This window comes from Nocardioides scoriae, assembly GCF_900104965.1.
Taxonomy (GTDB): domain Bacteria; phylum Actinomycetota; class Actinomycetes; order Propionibacteriales; family Nocardioidaceae; genus Marmoricola; species Marmoricola scoriae.
Map to the genome: position 1 here is coordinate 1,101,455 of NZ_LT629757.1, position 16,249 is coordinate 1,117,703.

Annotated in this window: 18 protein-coding genes; 12 read left to right on the top strand and 6 right to left on the bottom strand. The window is 74.2% G+C overall.

All coding sequences use genetic code 11. The features are described from left to right. Positions 1–57: 57 nt before the first annotated feature. The 3 genes from BLU55_RS05285 to chrA are packed head-to-tail and all read left to right on the top strand — an operon-like array spanning position 58 to position 3,271. Positions 58–1,245: an MFS transporter gene (locus BLU55_RS05285; protein ID WP_091726919.1), complete on the top strand. Its 1,188-nt coding sequence runs from the start codon at positions 58–60 to the stop codon at positions 1,243–1,245. Between the two features lie 14 nt (positions 1,246–1,259). Beyond that, the gene (locus BLU55_RS05290) at positions 1,260–1,895 is read left to right on the top strand and encodes a hypothetical protein (protein ID WP_091726922.1); all 636 of its coding nucleotides are present in this window, start codon (positions 1,260–1,262) and stop codon (positions 1,893–1,895) included. Next, complete coding sequence (gene chrA, locus BLU55_RS05295; protein ID WP_091726924.1) at positions 1,892–3,271, top strand: chromate efflux transporter; 1,380 nt, start codon at positions 1,892–1,894, stop codon at positions 3,269–3,271. The genes BLU55_RS05290 and chrA overlap by 4 nt, the downstream gene beginning before the upstream one ends. Before the next feature lie 26 nt (positions 3,272–3,297). On the opposite strand, the gene BLU55_RS05300 is transcribed toward chrA, so the two are convergent. The 3 genes from BLU55_RS05300 to BLU55_RS05310 all read right to left on the bottom strand — a co-directional run bounded on the left by BLU55_RS05300 (position 3,298) and on the right by BLU55_RS05310 (position 5,314). Further along, positions 3,298–3,732, bottom strand: coding sequence for a VOC family protein (locus tag BLU55_RS05300; RefSeq protein ID WP_091726927.1), 435 nt, complete (start codon positions 3,730–3,732; stop codon positions 3,298–3,300). A gap of 243 nt (positions 3,733–3,975) precedes the next feature. After that, positions 3,976–4,689, bottom strand: coding sequence for an FAD-binding oxidoreductase (locus BLU55_RS05305; protein WP_231917057.1), 714 nt, complete (start codon positions 4,687–4,689; stop codon positions 3,976–3,978). 10 nt (positions 4,690–4,699) lie between these two features. Beyond that, on the bottom strand, positions 4,700–5,314 hold the full coding sequence (locus BLU55_RS05310) for a sulfite oxidase-like oxidoreductase (protein WP_091733464.1): 615 nt from the start codon (positions 5,312–5,314) through the stop codon (positions 4,700–4,702). A gap of 133 nt (positions 5,315–5,447) precedes the next feature. Between BLU55_RS05310 and BLU55_RS05315 the strand changes: the two genes are divergently transcribed. Further along, positions 5,448–5,885, top strand: a complete 438-nt coding sequence (locus tag BLU55_RS05315) for a VOC family protein (protein ID WP_091726930.1) — start codon at positions 5,448–5,450, stop codon at positions 5,883–5,885. A gap of 24 nt (positions 5,886–5,909) precedes the next feature. Here BLU55_RS05315 and BLU55_RS05320 read toward each other — a convergent pair whose 3' ends face one another. From BLU55_RS05320 to BLU55_RS05330, 3 genes are all read right to left on the bottom strand, one after another. After that, positions 5,910–7,163 carry a D-arabinono-1,4-lactone oxidase gene (locus BLU55_RS05320; RefSeq protein ID WP_091726933.1) on the bottom strand — a complete coding sequence of 418 codons (1,254 nt, stop codon included), beginning with the start codon at positions 7,161–7,163 and terminating at the stop codon, positions 5,910–5,912. Positions 7,164–7,310: 147 nt separating this feature from the next. After that, on the bottom strand, positions 7,311–7,799 hold the full coding sequence (locus tag BLU55_RS05325; RefSeq protein ID WP_091726935.1) for an FBP domain-containing protein: 489 nt from the start codon (positions 7,797–7,799) through the stop codon (positions 7,311–7,313). Further along, positions 7,796–8,362 (bottom strand): TetR/AcrR family transcriptional regulator, encoded by a 567-nt coding sequence (locus tag BLU55_RS05330; protein WP_091726938.1) that lies wholly within the window; start codon positions 8,360–8,362, stop codon positions 7,796–7,798. Before BLU55_RS05330 ends, BLU55_RS05325 begins: the two co-directional genes overlap by 4 nt. An 83-nt stretch (positions 8,363–8,445) precedes the next feature. Between BLU55_RS05330 and BLU55_RS05335 the strand changes: the two genes are divergently transcribed. The 8 genes from BLU55_RS05335 to BLU55_RS05370 are packed head-to-tail and all read left to right on the top strand — an operon-like array spanning position 8,446 to position 16,163. Further along, on the top strand, positions 8,446–8,880 hold the full coding sequence (locus BLU55_RS05335) for an SRPBCC family protein (protein ID WP_091726941.1): 435 nt from the start codon (positions 8,446–8,448) through the stop codon (positions 8,878–8,880). 51 nt (positions 8,881–8,931) lie between these two features. Further along, a complete protein-coding gene (locus BLU55_RS05340; RefSeq protein ID WP_091726944.1) occupies positions 8,932–9,534 on the top strand; it encodes a peroxidase-related enzyme in 603 nt (200 codons plus the stop codon). A 57-nt stretch (positions 9,535–9,591) separates the two neighbouring features. Next, complete coding sequence (locus BLU55_RS05345) at positions 9,592–9,978, top strand: ArsR/SmtB family transcription factor (RefSeq protein ID WP_231917058.1); 387 nt, start codon at positions 9,592–9,594, stop codon at positions 9,976–9,978. Beyond that, positions 9,975–11,108, top strand: coding sequence for an ACR3 family arsenite efflux transporter (arsB, locus tag BLU55_RS05350; protein ID WP_091726947.1), 1,134 nt, complete (start codon positions 9,975–9,977; stop codon positions 11,106–11,108). Before BLU55_RS05345 ends, arsB begins: the two co-directional genes overlap by 4 nt. Next, entirely contained in the window at positions 11,105–11,578 is a 474-nt protein-coding gene (locus BLU55_RS05355; RefSeq protein ID WP_091726950.1) for an arsenate-mycothiol transferase ArsC, read from the top strand. The genes arsB and BLU55_RS05355 overlap by 4 nt, the downstream gene beginning before the upstream one ends. Positions 11,579–11,600: 22 nt before the next feature. After that, positions 11,601–12,140, top strand: a complete 540-nt coding sequence (locus tag BLU55_RS05360) for a MarR family winged helix-turn-helix transcriptional regulator (RefSeq protein ID WP_091726954.1) — start codon at positions 11,601–11,603, stop codon at positions 12,138–12,140. A gap of 34 nt (positions 12,141–12,174) precedes the next feature. Next, entirely contained in the window at positions 12,175–15,411 is a 3,237-nt protein-coding gene (icmF, locus tag BLU55_RS05365; RefSeq protein ID WP_091726957.1) for a fused isobutyryl-CoA mutase/GTPase IcmF, read from the top strand. Further along, a complete protein-coding gene (locus BLU55_RS05370; RefSeq protein WP_091726959.1) occupies positions 15,408–16,163 on the top strand; it encodes a helical backbone metal receptor in 756 nt (251 codons plus the stop codon). The genes icmF and BLU55_RS05370 overlap by 4 nt, the downstream gene beginning before the upstream one ends. Positions 16,164–16,249 lie beyond the last annotated feature (86 nt).

Sequence of the window (16,249 nt, forward strand, 5' to 3'; positions counted from 1 at the left end):
GGCACCCGCGCCCGGCTAGATTCCCACCTCGTGGCGGACCAGGTGCGGGACAGACGGATGTGGCCGCTGTACGCCGCGGGGTTCACCACCGCCTTCGGCGCCCACGCCGTGGCGGCCAGCCTGGGGACGGGACTCGGCGGCGCGGGGGGCTCGCTGCTCACCCTCGGCCTGCTGCTCGCGCTGTACGACGGCGCGGAGGTCCTCCTCAAGCCCGTGTTCGGCGCGGTGGCCGACCGGGTCGGGGCCCGTCCGGTGCTCCTGGCCGGGCTGGTCGGCTTCGCCGCGGCCTCGGCCGTCTACGTCGTCGCCGACGCCCCCGCGTGGCTCTGGGCGGCCCGCCTGGGCCAGGGGGCGGCGGCCTCGGCCTTCTCCCCCGCCGCCTCGTCGCTCGTGGCACGGCTCAACCCCGCGGCCCGGCACGGCCGGGCGTTCGGCTCCTACGGCTTCTACAAGTCGCTCGGCTACACCCTGGGCCCGCTGCTGGGCGGCGTGCTGGTCCTGCTCGGCGGGCTGTGGCTGCTGTTCGCGGTCACGGCCGTCCTGGGGCTGGCGGTCGCCGGCTGGGCGCTGCTCGTGGTGCCCGACGTGCCGCCCCTGCCCCGCACCCGCCAGACCGTGGTCGACCTCGCGCGGCGCCTGACCGACCGGGCCTTCCTGGCCCCCACGGCCGCCCTGGCCGGCGCCACCGCGGCGCTCTCGGTCGGCGTGGGCTTCCTGCCCGTGACGGGTGCGGCGGCCGGGCTCGGACCGGTCGCGACCGGCGCCGCCGTGTCGGTGCTCGCCGCCACCGCGGCCCTCGTGCAGCCCCGCGCCGGACGTGCGCTCGACGCCGGCCGGCTGGCCACCCGCACCGGACTGCTCGCCGGTCTGCTGCTGGCCGCGCTCGGTCTGGCCGCACCGCTGCTGCCAGGTCCGCTCGACGTCGTCGGCGTGCTCGTCGCGGCCGTGCTGGTCGGCACCGGCACCGGCCTCATCACGCCCCTGGGGTTCGCCGCGCTGGCCGCCTCGACGCCGGAGGCGCGCCTGGGCCAGACCATGGGCACCGCCGAGCTGGGACGCGAGCTCGGCGACGCCGGAGGGCCGCTGCTGGTCGGCGCGGTCGCCACGGTGGCCACCCTCGACCTGGGGTACGCCGCCCTCGCCGTCGTGCTCGCCGTCGGGCCCCTGGTGGTGCTCGCGCGGGGGTCGCGCGGCTCCCGCGGGGCGGCCCCGGGCGCGTCAGCCGGCCCCGGACCGGTCGTCTGAGCCAGGATCGGCGCATGCGAGGTGACTCCGGCGACCACCCGACCTGGGACCTGGCCGACCTGCCGGGCGAGGTGCGGGTCGCGCTGGAGACGCTGGTCGCGCACCGCGGCGTGGTGCTCGTCGACGGCGGCGCGCCGGTCGGCTCGCTCGCCTTCTCCCCCGCCGTGCTGGAGGGCGTCGTGGTCGATCCCGCGCCGGCCGACCCGTCCGGACCCGCCGAGCGCGAGGACGTCACCGTGGTCGCGACCGGCACCAAGCTGTCCGCCGCGGCGCGGGCCCGGCTGAGCGAGTCGCTGGGGCCGGCGTACGTCGTGGTCGACGTGTCCGAGGCCCCGCCCACGACCGACGTCGTGCTGATCCACGCGGTCAGCCCGCAGCTGGTGGGCGTGCTGCGGGCCACCTTCCCCCGGGCCCGGGTCCTCGTCGCCGAGCTCCTCGACGACGAGCTCGGCCTCGACGTCCGCGGGCCGGTGGGCCGGCTGCTGGACGCCGGTGCCCACGCCTACCTGCCCCGCGGGCCGGTCGAGCAGGTGGGTCGCAGCGTCAGGCGCGTCCTGGAGACGCCCGCGGCCGGCGAGCTGGGTGCCTCCGTGCGGTCCCACGGCGAGGTCGGCGAGCTGGGCGGCCCGAGCGGGACCGGTCCGTCGTGAACAGCGACGACCGGCCCGTGGGGACCCGCGACGTGGTGCCGTTCGGCGAGGCGACCCGGGCCTGGTTCGCGATCTCGCTGCAGACCTTCGGCGGGCCGGCCGGCCAGATCGCGGTGATGCAGCGCGAGCTGGTCGAGGAGCGCCGGTGGATCGGCCAGCGCCGCTTCCTGCACGCGCTGTCGTTCTGCACGCTGCTGCCCGGTCCCGAGGCGCAGCAGCTGGCGATCTACGTCGGCTGGCTGCTCAACGGCGTCCGGGGCGGCCTGGTCGCCGGGGTGCTCTTCGTGCTGCCCGGGGTGGTGGCGCTGCTCGGCCTCTCGGCCCTCTACGTGGGGTACGGCGAGACCACCGCGGTCACCGCCCTCTTCGCCGGCCTCGCCCCCGCCGTCCTGGCCGTGGTCGCCCAGGCGGTGGTCCGCGTGGGGGGCAGGGCGCTCGGCCACCCTGCGCTCGTCGGGCTCGCCGTGGTCGCGTTCCTGGCCCTGACGCTGCTGGCGGTGCCCTTCCCCGCGGTGGTCGCCGCGGCGGGAGCGGTCGGGTGGGCGCTGGGCCGCTGGGCGCCCGTGACGATGCGTCGGGCCGCAGACGCCACGCCCCAGGACGGCCCCGCTCCCCTGGTCCCCGACGACGCGCTCCACCGCGAGGCGCCGCGTGGAGCGCACGCCGCCCGGGTGCTGCTGGTCGGAGCCGTCGCCTGGGTCGTGCCGGTCGGGCTCGTCACCTCGCTGACGGGGTTCCACAGCGTCTTCACCGACCAGGCGCTGTTCTTCTCCGGGGCCGCGCTGGTCACCTTCGGCGGGGCGTACGCCGTGCTGGCGTACGTCGCGCAGCAGGCCGTCGAGGTCCACGGCTGGCTGGCACCCGGCGAGATGGTGCGCGGCCTGGCGCTGGCGGAGTCGACGCCGGGGCCGCTGGTCATGGTGGTCCAGTTCGTGGCCTTCGTCGGCGCCTACCGCGATCCCGGGCCGCTCGACCCGTGGGTCGCGGCCCTGCTGGGAGCGCTGCTGACGACGTGGGTGACGTTCGTGCCGTGCTTCGTGCTCGTCTTCCTGGGCGCGCCGCACGTCGAGCGGCTGCGCGGCAACGCCTCGCTCTCGGCCGCGCTGACCGGCATCACCGCGGCGGTGGTCGGCGTGATCGCCCACCTGGCGCTGTTCTTCGCGCTGCACACCCTGTTCGCCGACACCCGTCGCTCCGGGTGGGGGCCGGTCGCGCTCGAGCTGCCGGTGCCCGACACGCTGCGCCCGGTCGCCCTCGGGCTCACCGCCCTGGCGGCGCTGCTGCTCCTCGGCCTGCGCTGGTCGGTGCTCCGCACCCTGGGCGCCTGTGCGCTGGCGGGGCTGGTGCTCGGGCTGGCCGGGGTGCCGGTCGGCTGACCCGCCCCAGGCGCGGTGCCGACGGCTCAGTCGAGGCAGAACTCGTTGCCCTCGACGTCCTGCATCACCAGGCACGACTCGTTCACCCCGTCGGCCTCCATCAGCCGCACCCGCGTCGCTCCGGCCTCGAGCAGCCGGGCGCACTCCGCCTCCAGGGCGTCGAGCCGCTCCTGGCCGACCATCCCGGTCCCGACCCGGACGTCGAGGTGCAGCCGGTTCTTGGCCGTCTTGCCCTCGGGCACCCGCTGGAAGAACAGCCGCGGCCCCTTCCCCGTCGGGTCGACGCACGCGAACGCCCCGTCCTGCTGCTCCGGCGGCAGCGTCGCGGCGAACTCGTCCCACGAGGCGAACCCCTCGGGCGGCGGCGGCACGACGTACCCCAGCGCCTCGCACCAGAACCGCGCCACCCGCTCCGGCTCCGCGCAGTCGAACGTGACCTGGAACTCCCTCACCGTCGCCATCGGGTCAGCCTAGGTGGGGCTCGCCACGGGGGTCGAGGTGTCCGGGGTGGCGGGTGGTCCCCGTCGTCCGAGGCCGGCGTCGTGCGAGGTGGTCGCGCGGATCGGCGGACGTCATGCGGGCGGGTCGCCAGAGCGGCCACCTCGTATGACGTCCCGGGCCGGGCGGGGCGGACGTCGTGCGAACGGGTCGCCAGGGCAGCCACCTCGCACGACGTCCCCGGGCCGGCGTCCGGCCCCGGCGACCTACCCCGTGGGTCCGAACCGCTCCACCCGGATCGCGCCGGGGGCGACACCGGCCTCCTGCAGCGCCGTCTCGGCGTACGACGCGAACCGGGCCGAGCCGCAGACGAAGGCGACCTCGACGCCGTCGAGCAGGGGCGCGAGCTCCTCGGCGGTGGGGGCGCCGGCGCGGCGGCCGGGCACGTCGGCCCTCGTCCAGGCGATCGTGGCGCCGGCGTCGGCGAGCTCGTCGGCGTACGGCAGGTGGCCCGGCGCGCGACCGACCGCGACGACGCGCAGCCGGTCGGTCCGGTCGAGGCGGCGGGCGGCGCGCTGCATGCTGACGGCCGGGACGACACCGGTGCCGCCGACCAGGCAGAGCGCGGGCGTCGTGGTGTCCCAGGCGAACCAGCGGCCGAGCGGGCCGCGCACCTCCAGGACGTCGTCGACCTCGAGCACCTCGGCGAGGAACTCCGAGACCTCCCCGTCGGGCAGCTTCTCCACGAGCAGCTCGAGCAGCGGGTCGTCGGGGTCGGAGGCCAGCGAGTAGGAGCGCTGGGCGGTGTAGCCGTCGGGCGCCCGCAGCCGCACCAGGTAGTGCTGGCCCGGCCGGTGGCGCTGGCGCTCGGCCGGCTCCAGGCGGAGCCGGACGGTGCCGGGCGTCGGGTGGGCCACGTCGGCCACGCGCGCCTCGGTCCAGGCGGTCGGGCGGGCGGTGACCTCGTCGATCGCGCTCACGCGGGGTGCCTCAGTCGCCCTGGTAGCGCTGCTCGGCCCACGGGTCCCCGCGGTCGTGGTAGCCGTTGCGCTCCCAGAACCCCTGCTGGTCGTGGTCGAGCAGCTCCAGGCGCGAGACCCACTTGGCCGACTTCCAGAAGTACAGGTGCGGCACCAGCAGCCGGGCCGGTCCGCCGTGCTCGCGCGTCAGCGGCTTGCCGTCGGCCTCCCACGCCACCCAGGCCTTGCCGTCGCGCAGGTCGGCGAGCGGCAGGTTGGTGGTGTAGCCGCTGCTCGAGTGGACCAGGACGTACGCCGCCTCCGGGCGCGGCGCCGCCTGCTCGAGCAGCACGTCGAGGCTGACCCCGCGCCAGGTCATGTCGAACTTCGACCACGTGGTGACGCAGTGGATGTCGCCGGCGTACGTCGACGGCGGGAGCGCCTGCAGCTCGTCCCACGACCACGTGCTCGGGCGCTCGACCAGCCCGTCGATGCTCAGCTCGAACTGGTCGGTCGAGACCCGCGGCGTGGCCTCGGCCGTCAGGGTCGGCCAGCCGTTGCCCACGTCGTACTGCCCGGGCGGGAGCCGGTCGCCCTGCTGGCCCCGGCGCTTGCCCAGGAAGCCGCGGGTGATGCGGCCGCTCATCGGGGGTCGCTCGCCAGGGAAGGGGTCGGTGCGCACATGCCCCGATCCTCCCAGACGGGACCGACGGCAGCGTCGTCACGGCCGTCGCGCGCGGAGGGTGCCCCTGGAGGCCGGACCTGGCTACCGTGGCCCGATGCCCATCACCCTCGAGAACGTCGGCATCGCGGTCCGGGACCTCGAGGCCACCATCGCCTTCTTCACCGACCTCGGCCTCACCGTCCTGGGACGCGACACGGTCAGCGGCGAGTGGGCCGACACCGCGGTCGGCCTCGACGGCAACCACGCCCGCATCGCGATGCTGCAGACCCCCGACGGCCACGGCCGGCTCGAGCTGTTCGAACACCTCCACCCCGAGGCGATCGACACCGAGCCCACCCAGCCCCACGAGATCGGCATGCACCGCGTCGCGTTCTCCGTCGACGACCTCGACGCGGCCCTGGAGGTGGCCGCGCGGCACGGCTGCCACCCGCTGCGCGGCGTCGCGACGTACGAGGACCTCTACCGGCTCACCTACCTGCGCGGTCCCAGCGGCATCATCGTGATGCTGGCCCAGGACCTGCGCCGGGGCTGAGCGGCCGACCGAGCCACCAGCCCCTCACCCGAACAGCGGCCGCAGGTGGTCGTTGAGGAACATCCCGGCCGGGTCGAGCTCGCGGCGCAGCGCCGTGAAGTCGTCGGCCCGGGGGTAGAGCGCGTGCAGCCGGTCGCGGGTGAGGAAGTGCAGCTTGCCCCAGTGCGGCCGCGCACCGAAGTCGGCGAGCAGCGCGTCGACCGAGCGCAGGTAGTCCCAGTAGTCGGTGCCCGGGGCGCCCGAGACGGAGATGACGGTCGTGGCCTGCCGGTGCTGGGGGGACAGCCAGGCCTCGTCCGCGCCCACGGTGCGGACCTCGAGCGGGTAGACCGACTCGGGGAGCCGCGCCAGCATCAGCCGGCGCATCGCCTGCAGGGCCTCGGGGCCGCGCTCGAGCGGCACGAAGTACTCCAGCTCGTGGAAGTTGGCGTCGTAGACCATCGGGAAGATGCGGTAGCACCGGTCCACCCGGCGACCCTCGACGTCGCTGTCCGGGACGTCGGGGCCGACCTCGTCGTAGATCTTCACGTAGCAGCGGTCGGCCATCGGCTCGCCGTGCCCGTCGAGGTTGTAGAGCGCTCCCGACTCCTCGCTCGGCAGCCAGAACATCCCGAAGTGGCGGTGGGTGGCGACCAGGTCGTCCCACTGCTCCATCACGTCGTCCCACGACCACAGCCCGACCTGCTGCTGCAGCCGGTAGGCCTCGGTCACGGCCAGCTCGAGCTGGGTGACCACGCCGAGCATCCCGACCGACGTCTGCGCGGCGTGCAGCAGGTCGGGCCGGTCCTCGCCGACGTCGAGCACCTCGCCGGAGGCGGTCACGATGCGCATCCGCCGCACCGCACCCGACAGGCTGGTGAAGCGCGTGCCCGAGCCGTGCGTCGAGGTCGCGACGGCCCCCGCGACGTGCTGGGTGTCGATGTCGCCCTGGTTGCGCAGCGCGAGGCCCGCCTCCCACAGCGGCTCGTAGAAGTCGTGGATCCGGGTCCCGGCCAGCGCCGTCGCCCGCCGCCGACCGGGGTCGGTGGCCACCACGCCGCGCATCGCGGACAGGTCGAGGTGGAGCCCGTCGGTCTGCACGACCGGCGTGAAGGAGTGGCCCGCCCCCGCGACCCGCACGCCGATCCCGCGCTCGGCCGCCTGCCGCACCAGGGCGACGACCTCCTCCTCGCTCCGCGGCGCGGCGGCGTACCCCGGGGTGGAGGTCTGGTTGCCGACCCAGTTGGTCCACGGCGCGCCCGCGGGGCTCGCCAGCTCGGTGAGGTCGGTCGCGGCCATGGGTCCTCCGTGCGCGGGCGGTGGGCGGGTGGCTGCAGCCTCCTGGTTGCCGGGTGGCCGGTCAAGGCCGGTCGAAGCCGGTCGAGGCGCGTCGGGGCCGGTCGAGGCGCGTCGGGGCCGGCGACCCGGACACGGCCGCGGCCCGGCTCAGCCCGCCAGCACCCGGTCGACGAACTGGTCGAGGTTGCGCCGCAGCCGCTCCACCGCGGCCCCGACCGGGAGCGTCTCGCGCAGGGACGCGGCCCCGGAGACCCTGGTGCCGCGGACGTAGAGCGAGCAGCGCAGGTCGCGGCACATCCACAGGCCCGTCGAGTCGCCCTTCCTGCCGGCAGCGCCGGTCTTGCGGGCGACCGCGAGCGCGACGCCCGGGCCGGAGTGCGAGGTGATGCAGACCTGGCACAGCGAGCTGCGGGCCGCGCCGGCGCCCGACGACTGGCGCAGCTGCAGGCCCAGCGGCCGCCCGTCTCGCTCGAGGACGAGGTAGGCGCGCTGCGAACCGGACGGGTCGGGCCAGCCGAGGAAGTCGAGGTCGGCCCAGGGCGTCTCGTCCAGGTCGGGCAGCTGGGCGCGGGTGGCCTCGCCCTTGGAGCAGTTGGCGAACGACGAGCGGATCTCGCGCTCGGTGAGGGGGGTCATGCGGTCTCCCAGTGGCTGAGCAGGGTGTCGAGGGCGTCGATCGAGCGGCGCCAGGAGGCCTCGGCGTCGGGCTCGCTGTGCGCGAAGCTCCCGCCCAGCTCGAGGTCGACGAAGCCCCGGACGAGCGCGCCGACCAGGCGCACGGCGTGGGTGCGGTCCGGCTCCGGGACGGCGTACCCGATCAGCACGGCGCGCGCCATCGCCGCGTGCCGCGGGCCCGCACTCGCGCGGGCGGTCCCGGCGTCGAGGCGCAGCTGGGCGGCGGCGTGGCGACCGGGGTGCTCGCGGGCGTAGTCGCGGTAGGTGTCGGCCAGGGCGACGAGCGCGTCGCGGCGGGAACGGCCGGCGAGCGCCGTCGACGCCCGGTCGGCCTGCTCCTCCAGCGCCAGCAGCGCGAGGCGCGTGCGCAGGTCGTCGGTGCTGGCGACGTGGGAGTACAGGCTCGCCGGCCGTACGCCGAACCGCCGGGCGAGCGCGGACAGCGTCACCGCCTCGAGCCCCTCGGCGTCCGCGAGCTCCGCGGCCGCCGCCACCAGCCGCTCGGCGGTCAGTCCGACCCTCACGACGTCCTGCCTCTCGTAGGAACTTACCTACAGCCTATAGGCAGTCCCCTCACCCCTTGGGAGGGGGGCCGAGACTTGGCCGCATGACGACTGTGAGCCGCACCTTCACCGTGAAGCCCTCCCCGCAGAGGGTCATCGACTACCTCAAGGACTTCTCGCACGCCGAGGAGTGGGACCCGGGCACCGAGTCCTGCACCCGCAACGACACCGGGCCGATCCAGGTCGGCAGCACGTGGCACAACGTCTCCAAGATCGCCGGCGTCTCCACCGAGCTGACCTACGAGCTCACGACGCTGAGCGACGACCGCCTCGTGCTGGTCGGCACCAACGACACCGCCACCTCGACCGACACCATCACCGTCGTGCCCCACGGCACCGGCAGCGAGGTCACCTACGAGGCCGTGATCGAGATGAAGGGCGCCGCCAAGCTGGCCTCGCCCCTGGTCAAGGTGGTCTTCGAGAAGATCGGCAACGACACCGAGGAGGACATGGTCCGGGTCCTCGACTCCCGCGCCTGAGCCCGTCGACGAGGGCGACGTCGCGCGCGCCGCGGTGACAAGGTGGCGGGCATGAGCGAGAGCACCCCCGCCGGCCCCCGTCCCGCGCCCCGTCCCGTCAGCCGGTACGCCGTCCCCGACCTGGCCGACGTGCCGGCCGACGTGCGCGACCGGATCCTGGCCGTGCAGGAGAAGTCCGGCTTCGTGCCCAACGTCTTCCTGGTGCTGGCGCGGCGTCCCGAGGAGTTCCGGGCCTTCTTCGCCTACCACGACGCGCTCATGGACCGTCCCGGGCCGCTGAGCCAGGCCGACCGGGAGATGGTCGTGGTCGCGACCTCCGCGCTCAACCGCTGCCAGTACTGCGTGGTCGCCCACGGCGCGATCCTCCGCATCCGGGCCAAGGACCCGCTCGTGGCCGACCAGGTCGCCGTCAACCACCTCAAGGCCGACATCACCCCGCGCCAGCGGGCGATGCTGGACTTCGCCGTCCGCGTCGCGACCGCGTCCCACGCCGTCGACGACGCGGACTTCGCGGCGCTCGCCGCCCACGGGTTCACCGAGGAGGACGCCTGGGACATCGCCGCCATCGCGTCCTTCTTCGGCCTGTCCAACCGGATGGCCAACGTGACGAGCATGCGGCCCAACGACGAGTTCTACGCGCTCGGCCGCGGCTGACCGCGCCTCGGCCCGACCCGCCGCCGCGACCACATCGACGTCTGTCAACATAGACGGGTGTCGAACTCCTCGCCGGTCCTCGACGACCTGGACTGCTGCGCCCCGCTGGCCCGCGAGCCGCTGGGCGCGCAGGCAGCGGCCCAGGTCGTGCCCATGCTCAAGGCGCTGGCCGATCCCACCCGGCTCCGGCTGCTCTCGCTCGTGCTCTCGCACGAGGGAGCCGAGGCGTGCGTGTGCGACCTGCTCCCCTGCTTCGACCTCTCCCAGCCGACCATCAGCCACCACCTCAAGGTGCTCCACGAGGCCGGCCTGCTGGACCGCGAGAAGCGCGGCACCTGGGTGTTCTACCTCGCCCGCCCGGCGGCGATGGAGGCACTGGGCCAGCTCTTCACCCCGGCCGCCGCGGACGCCACCGGCTCCACCACCACCGGGGCCGGCGCGTGAGCGGCACGGCCGCGGGCGCGGCACCGCGCCTGTCCACGCTCGACCGGTTCCTGACCGTGTGGATCGGGGTGGCGATGGTCGCCGGCCTGGTGCTGGGACGGCTCGTGCCGGGCCTCGACGACGCCCTCGCCGCCGTCGAGGTGGGGTCGGTCTCGCTGCCGATCGCGCTCGGCCTGCTCGTGATGATGTATCCCGTCCTGGCCCGGGTGCGGTACGACGAGCTCGGCCGCGTCGCCGGCGACACCCGCCTGCTCGTCATCTCGGTGGTCCTCAACTGGGTGCTCGGACCGGCGCTGATGTTCGCCCTCGCGTGGCTGCTGCTGCCGGACCTCCCGGAGTACCGGACCGGCCTGGTCGTCGTCGGCCTGGCCCGCTGCATCGCGATGGTGCTGGTCTGGAACGACCTCGCCTGCGGCGACCGCGAGGCCGCGACGGTGCTGGTCGCCGCCAACGCGGTCTTCCAGGTCCTCGCCTTCGCCCTGCTCGGCTGGTTCTACCTCGAGGTCCTGCCCGGCTGGCTGGGGCTCGAGCAGACCGCCCTCGACGTCTCGGTGTGGAGCATCGCGGGCTCGGTGCTGGTCTTCCTCGGCGTGCCGCTGCTGGCCGGCTACCTCTCGCGCGCGGTGGGCGAGCGGACCCGCGGGCGCGACTGGTACGAGTCGCGCTTCCTGCCGCGCATCGGCCCCGCCGCGCTGTGGGGCCTGCTGTTCACCATCGTCGTGCTCTTCGCGCTGCAGGGCGCCACCATCACCAGCCGGCCGCTCGACGTCGCCCGGATCGCCCTGCCCCTGCTCGTCTACTTCGCCCTCATGTGGGGCGGCTCGATGCTGGTGAGCCGGGCCCTGGACCTCGACTACCAGCGCGCCACCGCCGTGTCCTTCACCGCCGCCGGCAACAACTTCGAGCTGGCCATCGCGGTGGCCATCGGCGTCTTCGGCGTCACCTCCGGACAGGCCCTCGCCGGGGTCGTCGGCCCGCTGGTCGAGGTCCCGGCCCTGGTCGCGCTGGTCCACGTCAGCCTCTGGGCGCGCCGGTTCTACCGAGACCGCGACTCCCCGGACGTGCCCGGCACCTCCGCCGACGTCCTCCACCCCACCACCCCCGACGCCGTCCCAGGAGCGACCCGATGACCACCCCCGTCCCCCCGGGCACCACTCCCACGACGCCCCCGCAGGTCGTCTTCGCCTGCGTCCGCAACGGCGGCCGCTCGGTCATCAGCCGGGTCCTCGCCGAGCACTACGCCGGGGGCCGCGTCGTCGCGCGCTCGGCCGGCACCCAGCCCGGCGAGCACGTCCACCCCGAGGTGGTCGCGGTCCTCGAGGCGCTCGGCCTCGACACCTCGGCGGAGCAGCCGACGCTGCTGACGCGGGAGACGATCGCCGCCAGCACGACGGCGATCACGCTCGGCTGCGGCGAGGAGTGCCCCTACGTCCCCGGCGTGCGGTACGTCGACTGGCCGGTCGCCGACCCGGGCGGGCAGGACGAGGCCGGCGTCCGCGCGGTGGTCGCCGACCTCGACGCCCGGGTGCGCGCGCTGCTGGTCGAGCTGGTCCCCGACCTGGCGCTGCCCCCGTCGGTCCTGGATGCCAGGACGTCCTAGCACCGGGGCATAGCCTGCTCCCATGACCGACGACCGGGACCCCATCCGCGAGGCCCACCACCAGTGGCTGCGCCACGGCTGGGACGACGCCGCGGACGGCATGGCCATGGTCACCTCGGTGGTGCGGGTCCACCAGCTGCTGATGGAGCGGGTCGAGGCCGTGCTGCGACCCCTCGACCTCAGCTTCGCGCGCTACGAGGTGCTGCGGCTGCTGTCGTTCTCCCAGTCCGGCGCGATGCCGATGACCCGCCTCGGGTCCCTGCTCCAGGTCCACCCCACGAGCGTGACCAGCGCCGTCGACCGGCTGGTCCGCCAGGGCCACGTCGAGCGGCTGCGCCGCGAGCAGGACCGCCGGGTGGTGCTGGCCTCCCTGACCGCCTCGGGCCGCGAGGTCGTGGAGGCGGCGACCGAGGGCCTCAACGCCCGGGTGTTCGCCCGGCCCGGCATCCCGGGGGCCGACGTCACGGCCCTCACCGACCTCCTGGGCGAGCTCCGAGCGGCGGCCGGCGACCACGTCGCCGACCCTTCCGGCACGCGGGACGATGCCCTACAGTCCAGGTAGTAGGACGTCCAACTACCTGCCTCCGGAGACTCGCGTGCCCTCACTGCACCAGCCCCAGCACCACGTCCGCCTCGTCACCGCGTCGGCCCTCTTCGACGGCCACGACGCGTCCATCAACATCATGCGGCGGATCTTCCAGAGCCAGGGCTGCGAGGTCATCCACCTCGGTCACAACCGCTCCGTCCAGGAGGTCGTCGACGCGGCGCTGGAGGAGGACGTCCAGGGCGTCGCCGTCTCCTCCTACCAGGGCGGCCACGTGGAGTACTTCGAGTACCTCGTGGAGTCCCTGCGCGCCGCGGGGGCCGGTCACGTGAAGGTGGTGGGTGGGGGCGGCGGCGTCATCGTGCCCGCCGAGATCACGCGGCTGCGCGAGTCGGGCGTCACGATCTTCTCCCCCGAGGACGGCCAGAAGATGGGCCTGGTCGGGATGATCAACTCGGTCGTCGCCGACTGCGACTTCGATCCCTGGGAGGAGCGCCAGGCCGACCTCGACTCGGTCCTGGCCGGCGACCGCAGCGCCATCGCCCGCGCCCTCACCGGCGCCGAGGCGGGCCAGCTGTCGCAGGAGGCGCTGGCCCGGATCCGCGAGGCGGCCGGCTCCCGACGCGCCTCGGGCACCCCCGTGCTCGGCATCACCGGGACCGGTGGCTCGGGCAAGTCCAGCCTCACCGACGAGGTCGTGCGCCGGTTCCGGGTCGACCAGCAGGACAAGCTGCGCATCGGCGTCATCGCCGTCGACCCCACCCGGCGCAAGGGCGGCGGCGCCCTGCTCGGCGACCGGATCCGCGCCAACTCCCTCGATGGCGACCGGATCTTCTTCCGCAGCCTCGCCACCCGCGGCTCGCACGAGGTGCCCGAGCACCTCGCCGACGTCATCGACGTGATGAAGGCCGCCGGCTTCGACCTCGTCGTGGTGGAGACGCCCGGCATCGGCCAGGGCGACGCCGCGATCGTGCCGTACGTCGACCACTCGCTCTACGTGATGACGCCGGAGTTCGGCGCCGCCTCGCAGCTGGAGAAGATCGACATGCTCGACTTCGCCGACACCGTGGCCATCAACAAGTTCGAGCGCCGCGGCGCCAAGGACGCGATGCGCGACGTCGGGCGCCAGCTGGTGCGCAACCGCGAGGCCTTCGGCCAGCAGCCCGCCGACATGCCGGTCTTCGGCACCAGCGCCGCCACCTTCAACGACGACGGCGTGACCGCGCTCTACCAGCACCTGCGCGACGCGCTGGCCGAGCAGGGGCTGCCCGTCTCCGAGGGCGCGCTGCCCCACGTCGACGTGCGCCACTCCTCCGGCATCCGCCAGGTCGTGCCGACCGAGCGGGTGCGCTACCTGGCCGAGATCACCGAGACCGTCCGCGCCTACCACGCGCGGACCCAGGAGCTGGCCGAGGCGGCGAGCCGGGTGCAGCGGCTCGAGGTGGTGGAGGGCGAGCTCGCGCGGGCGGACCAGCCGACCGACGGCGTCGCGCACCTGCTCGAGCAGGCCCGCCGAGCGCTGCCGGCCGAGGTCGCGCAGCAGGTCGAGGCGTGGCCCGCGGTCGTGGAGTCCTACTCCGGCGACGAGCAGGTGGTGAGGGTCCGCGACCGGGAGCTGCACACCGCGCTGACCCGCGAGTCGCTCTCGGGCAACAAGATCCCCCGCGTCGCGCTGCCCCGCTGGACCGACCACGGGCAGCTGGTCCGCTTCTGGCGTGAGGAGAACCTGCCCGGGTCCTTCCCGTACACGGCGGGCGTCTTCCCCTTCAAGCGCGACGGCGAGGACCCCGCCCGGATGTTCGCCGGCGAGGGCGACCCGGCCCGCACCAACCGGCGCTTCAAGATCCTCAGCCACGACAACGAGGCGACCCGGCTCTCGACGGCGTTCGACTCGGTCACCCTCTACGGCCGCGACCCCGACCCGCGTCCCGACGTCTACGGCAAGGTCGGCACGTCGGGCGTCTCGGTGGCCACCCTCGACGACATGAAGGTGCTCTACGGCGGCTTCGACCTGGTCTCCCCCACGACCAGCGTCTCCATGACCATCAACGGGCCCGCCCCCACGGTGCTCGCCTTCTTCCTCAACACGGTCGCGGACCAGCAGGTCGAGAAGTTCCGCGAGACCGAGGGCCGCGAGCCCGACGAGGACGAGCGCGCCCAGCTGGCGGCGCACGGCCTGGCCCACGTGCGGGGCACGGTCCAGGCCGACATCCTCAAGGAGGACCAGGGCCAGAACACCTGCCTGTTCTCCACGGAGTTCTCGTTGAGGATGATGGCCGACATCCAGGAGTGGTTCATCGAGCACGAGGTGCGCAACTTCTACTCGGTGTCGATCTCCGGCTACCACATCGCCGAGGCCGGGGCGAACCCCATCAGCCAGCTCGCCTTCACCCTGGCCAACGGCTTCACCTACGTCGAGGCCTACCTGGCGCGCGGCATGGACATCGACGACTTCGCGCCCAACCTGTCGTTCTTCTTCTCCAACGGCATGGACCCGGAGTACTCCGTGCTGGGCCGCGTCGCCCGCCGGATCTGGGCGGTCACCATGAAGGAGAAGTACGGCGCCAACGCGCGCTCGCAGAAGCTGAAGTACCACGTGCAGACCTCCGGGCGGTCGCTGCACGCGCAGGAGATGGACTTCAACGACATCCGCACCACGCTGCAGGCGCTGATCGCGATCTACGACAACGCCAACAGCCTGCACACCAACGCCTACGACGAGGCCGTCACGACGCCGTCGGAGGAGTCGGTGCGGCGGGCCCTGGCGATCCAGCTGATCATCAACCGCGAGTGGGGCCTGGCGATGAACGAGAACCCGCTCCAGGGGTCGTTCGTCATCGACGAGCTCACCGACCTGGTGGAGCGGGCCGTGCTGGCGGAGTTCGACAGCATCAACGAGCGCGGCGGCGTCCTCGGCGCGATGGAGACCGGCTACCAGCGCGGCCGCATCCAGGACGAGTCCATGCTCTACGAGCACCGCAAGCACGACGGCTCGCTGCCGATCGTCGGGGTCAACACCTTCGTCAAGCCCGAGTCCGACGTGTCGCAGCCCGAGGTCGAGCTGGCGCGGGCCACCGAGGCGGAGAAGGAGTCGCAGCTGCACCGCGTGCAGGAGTTCCAGGCCGCCCACGCCGAGGAGGCCACCGAGGCGCTGGCCCGGCTCAAGGACGCCGCGATCTCGGGCGAGAACGTCTTCGCGGTCCTCATGGACGCCGCCCGGGTCTGCTCGCTGCAGCAGGTGACCGAGGCGTTCTTCGAGGTGGGCGGGCAGTACCGCCGCAACGTGTGAGCACCCGCAGCGTCACCGGCACCGACGGCAGCGCGCGCACGGCCCACCGGGTGGTGTCGCTGGTGCCCTCGATCACCGAGGCCCTGGCGAGCGTGCGGCCCGAGGCGCTGGTCGGCGCCACCGACTGGTGCACCCACCCCGCCGACCTCGACGTCACCCGGGTCCGCGGCACCAAGAACCCCGACCTGGCAGCCGTCCGGGCGCTGCGGCCCGACGTCGTGGTCGCCAACCGCGAGGAGAACCGCGAGCTCGACGTGCGCCGCCTGCGCGACGCCGGGATCCGGGTCGAGGTCACCGAGATCGAGACCGTGCCCGCCGCGGTCGCGGCGTACCACCACCTGTTCGACGACGTCCTCGGCTGGCCGCGACCCGACTGGCTCGCCGAGGCGGAGCGGCTGTGGTGCGGCCCGCTGCCCACCGTCACCCGTCGCGTGGTCGTGCCCATCTGGCGCGACCCGTGGATGGCGGTGGGCAGCCGCACCTTCACCGGGGACCTGGTCCGCCGGCTCGGGCTGGAGAACGTCCTGGCCGACCACCCCGAGCGCTACCCGCACGCCGAGCTCGTCGACCTCGACTCCGCCGGCGCCGACGTGGTGCTGCTGCCGGACGAGCCCTACCCGTTCGCGCCCGAGGACGGTCCCGAGGCCTTCACCCGCACCCCCACGGAGCTCGTCAGCGGCCGCCTGCTCACCTGGTACGGCCCCTCCCTGCTCGCCGCCCACCGCAGCCTGGCCCGCACGCCGACCCCCTGATCCCGGCGCCCTAGGTGGTTGCTGGTGGCGACAGTTGTTAGTGACTACTGTCGGCTGGGTAACGAGCAGTGACACTGCTCACTGGG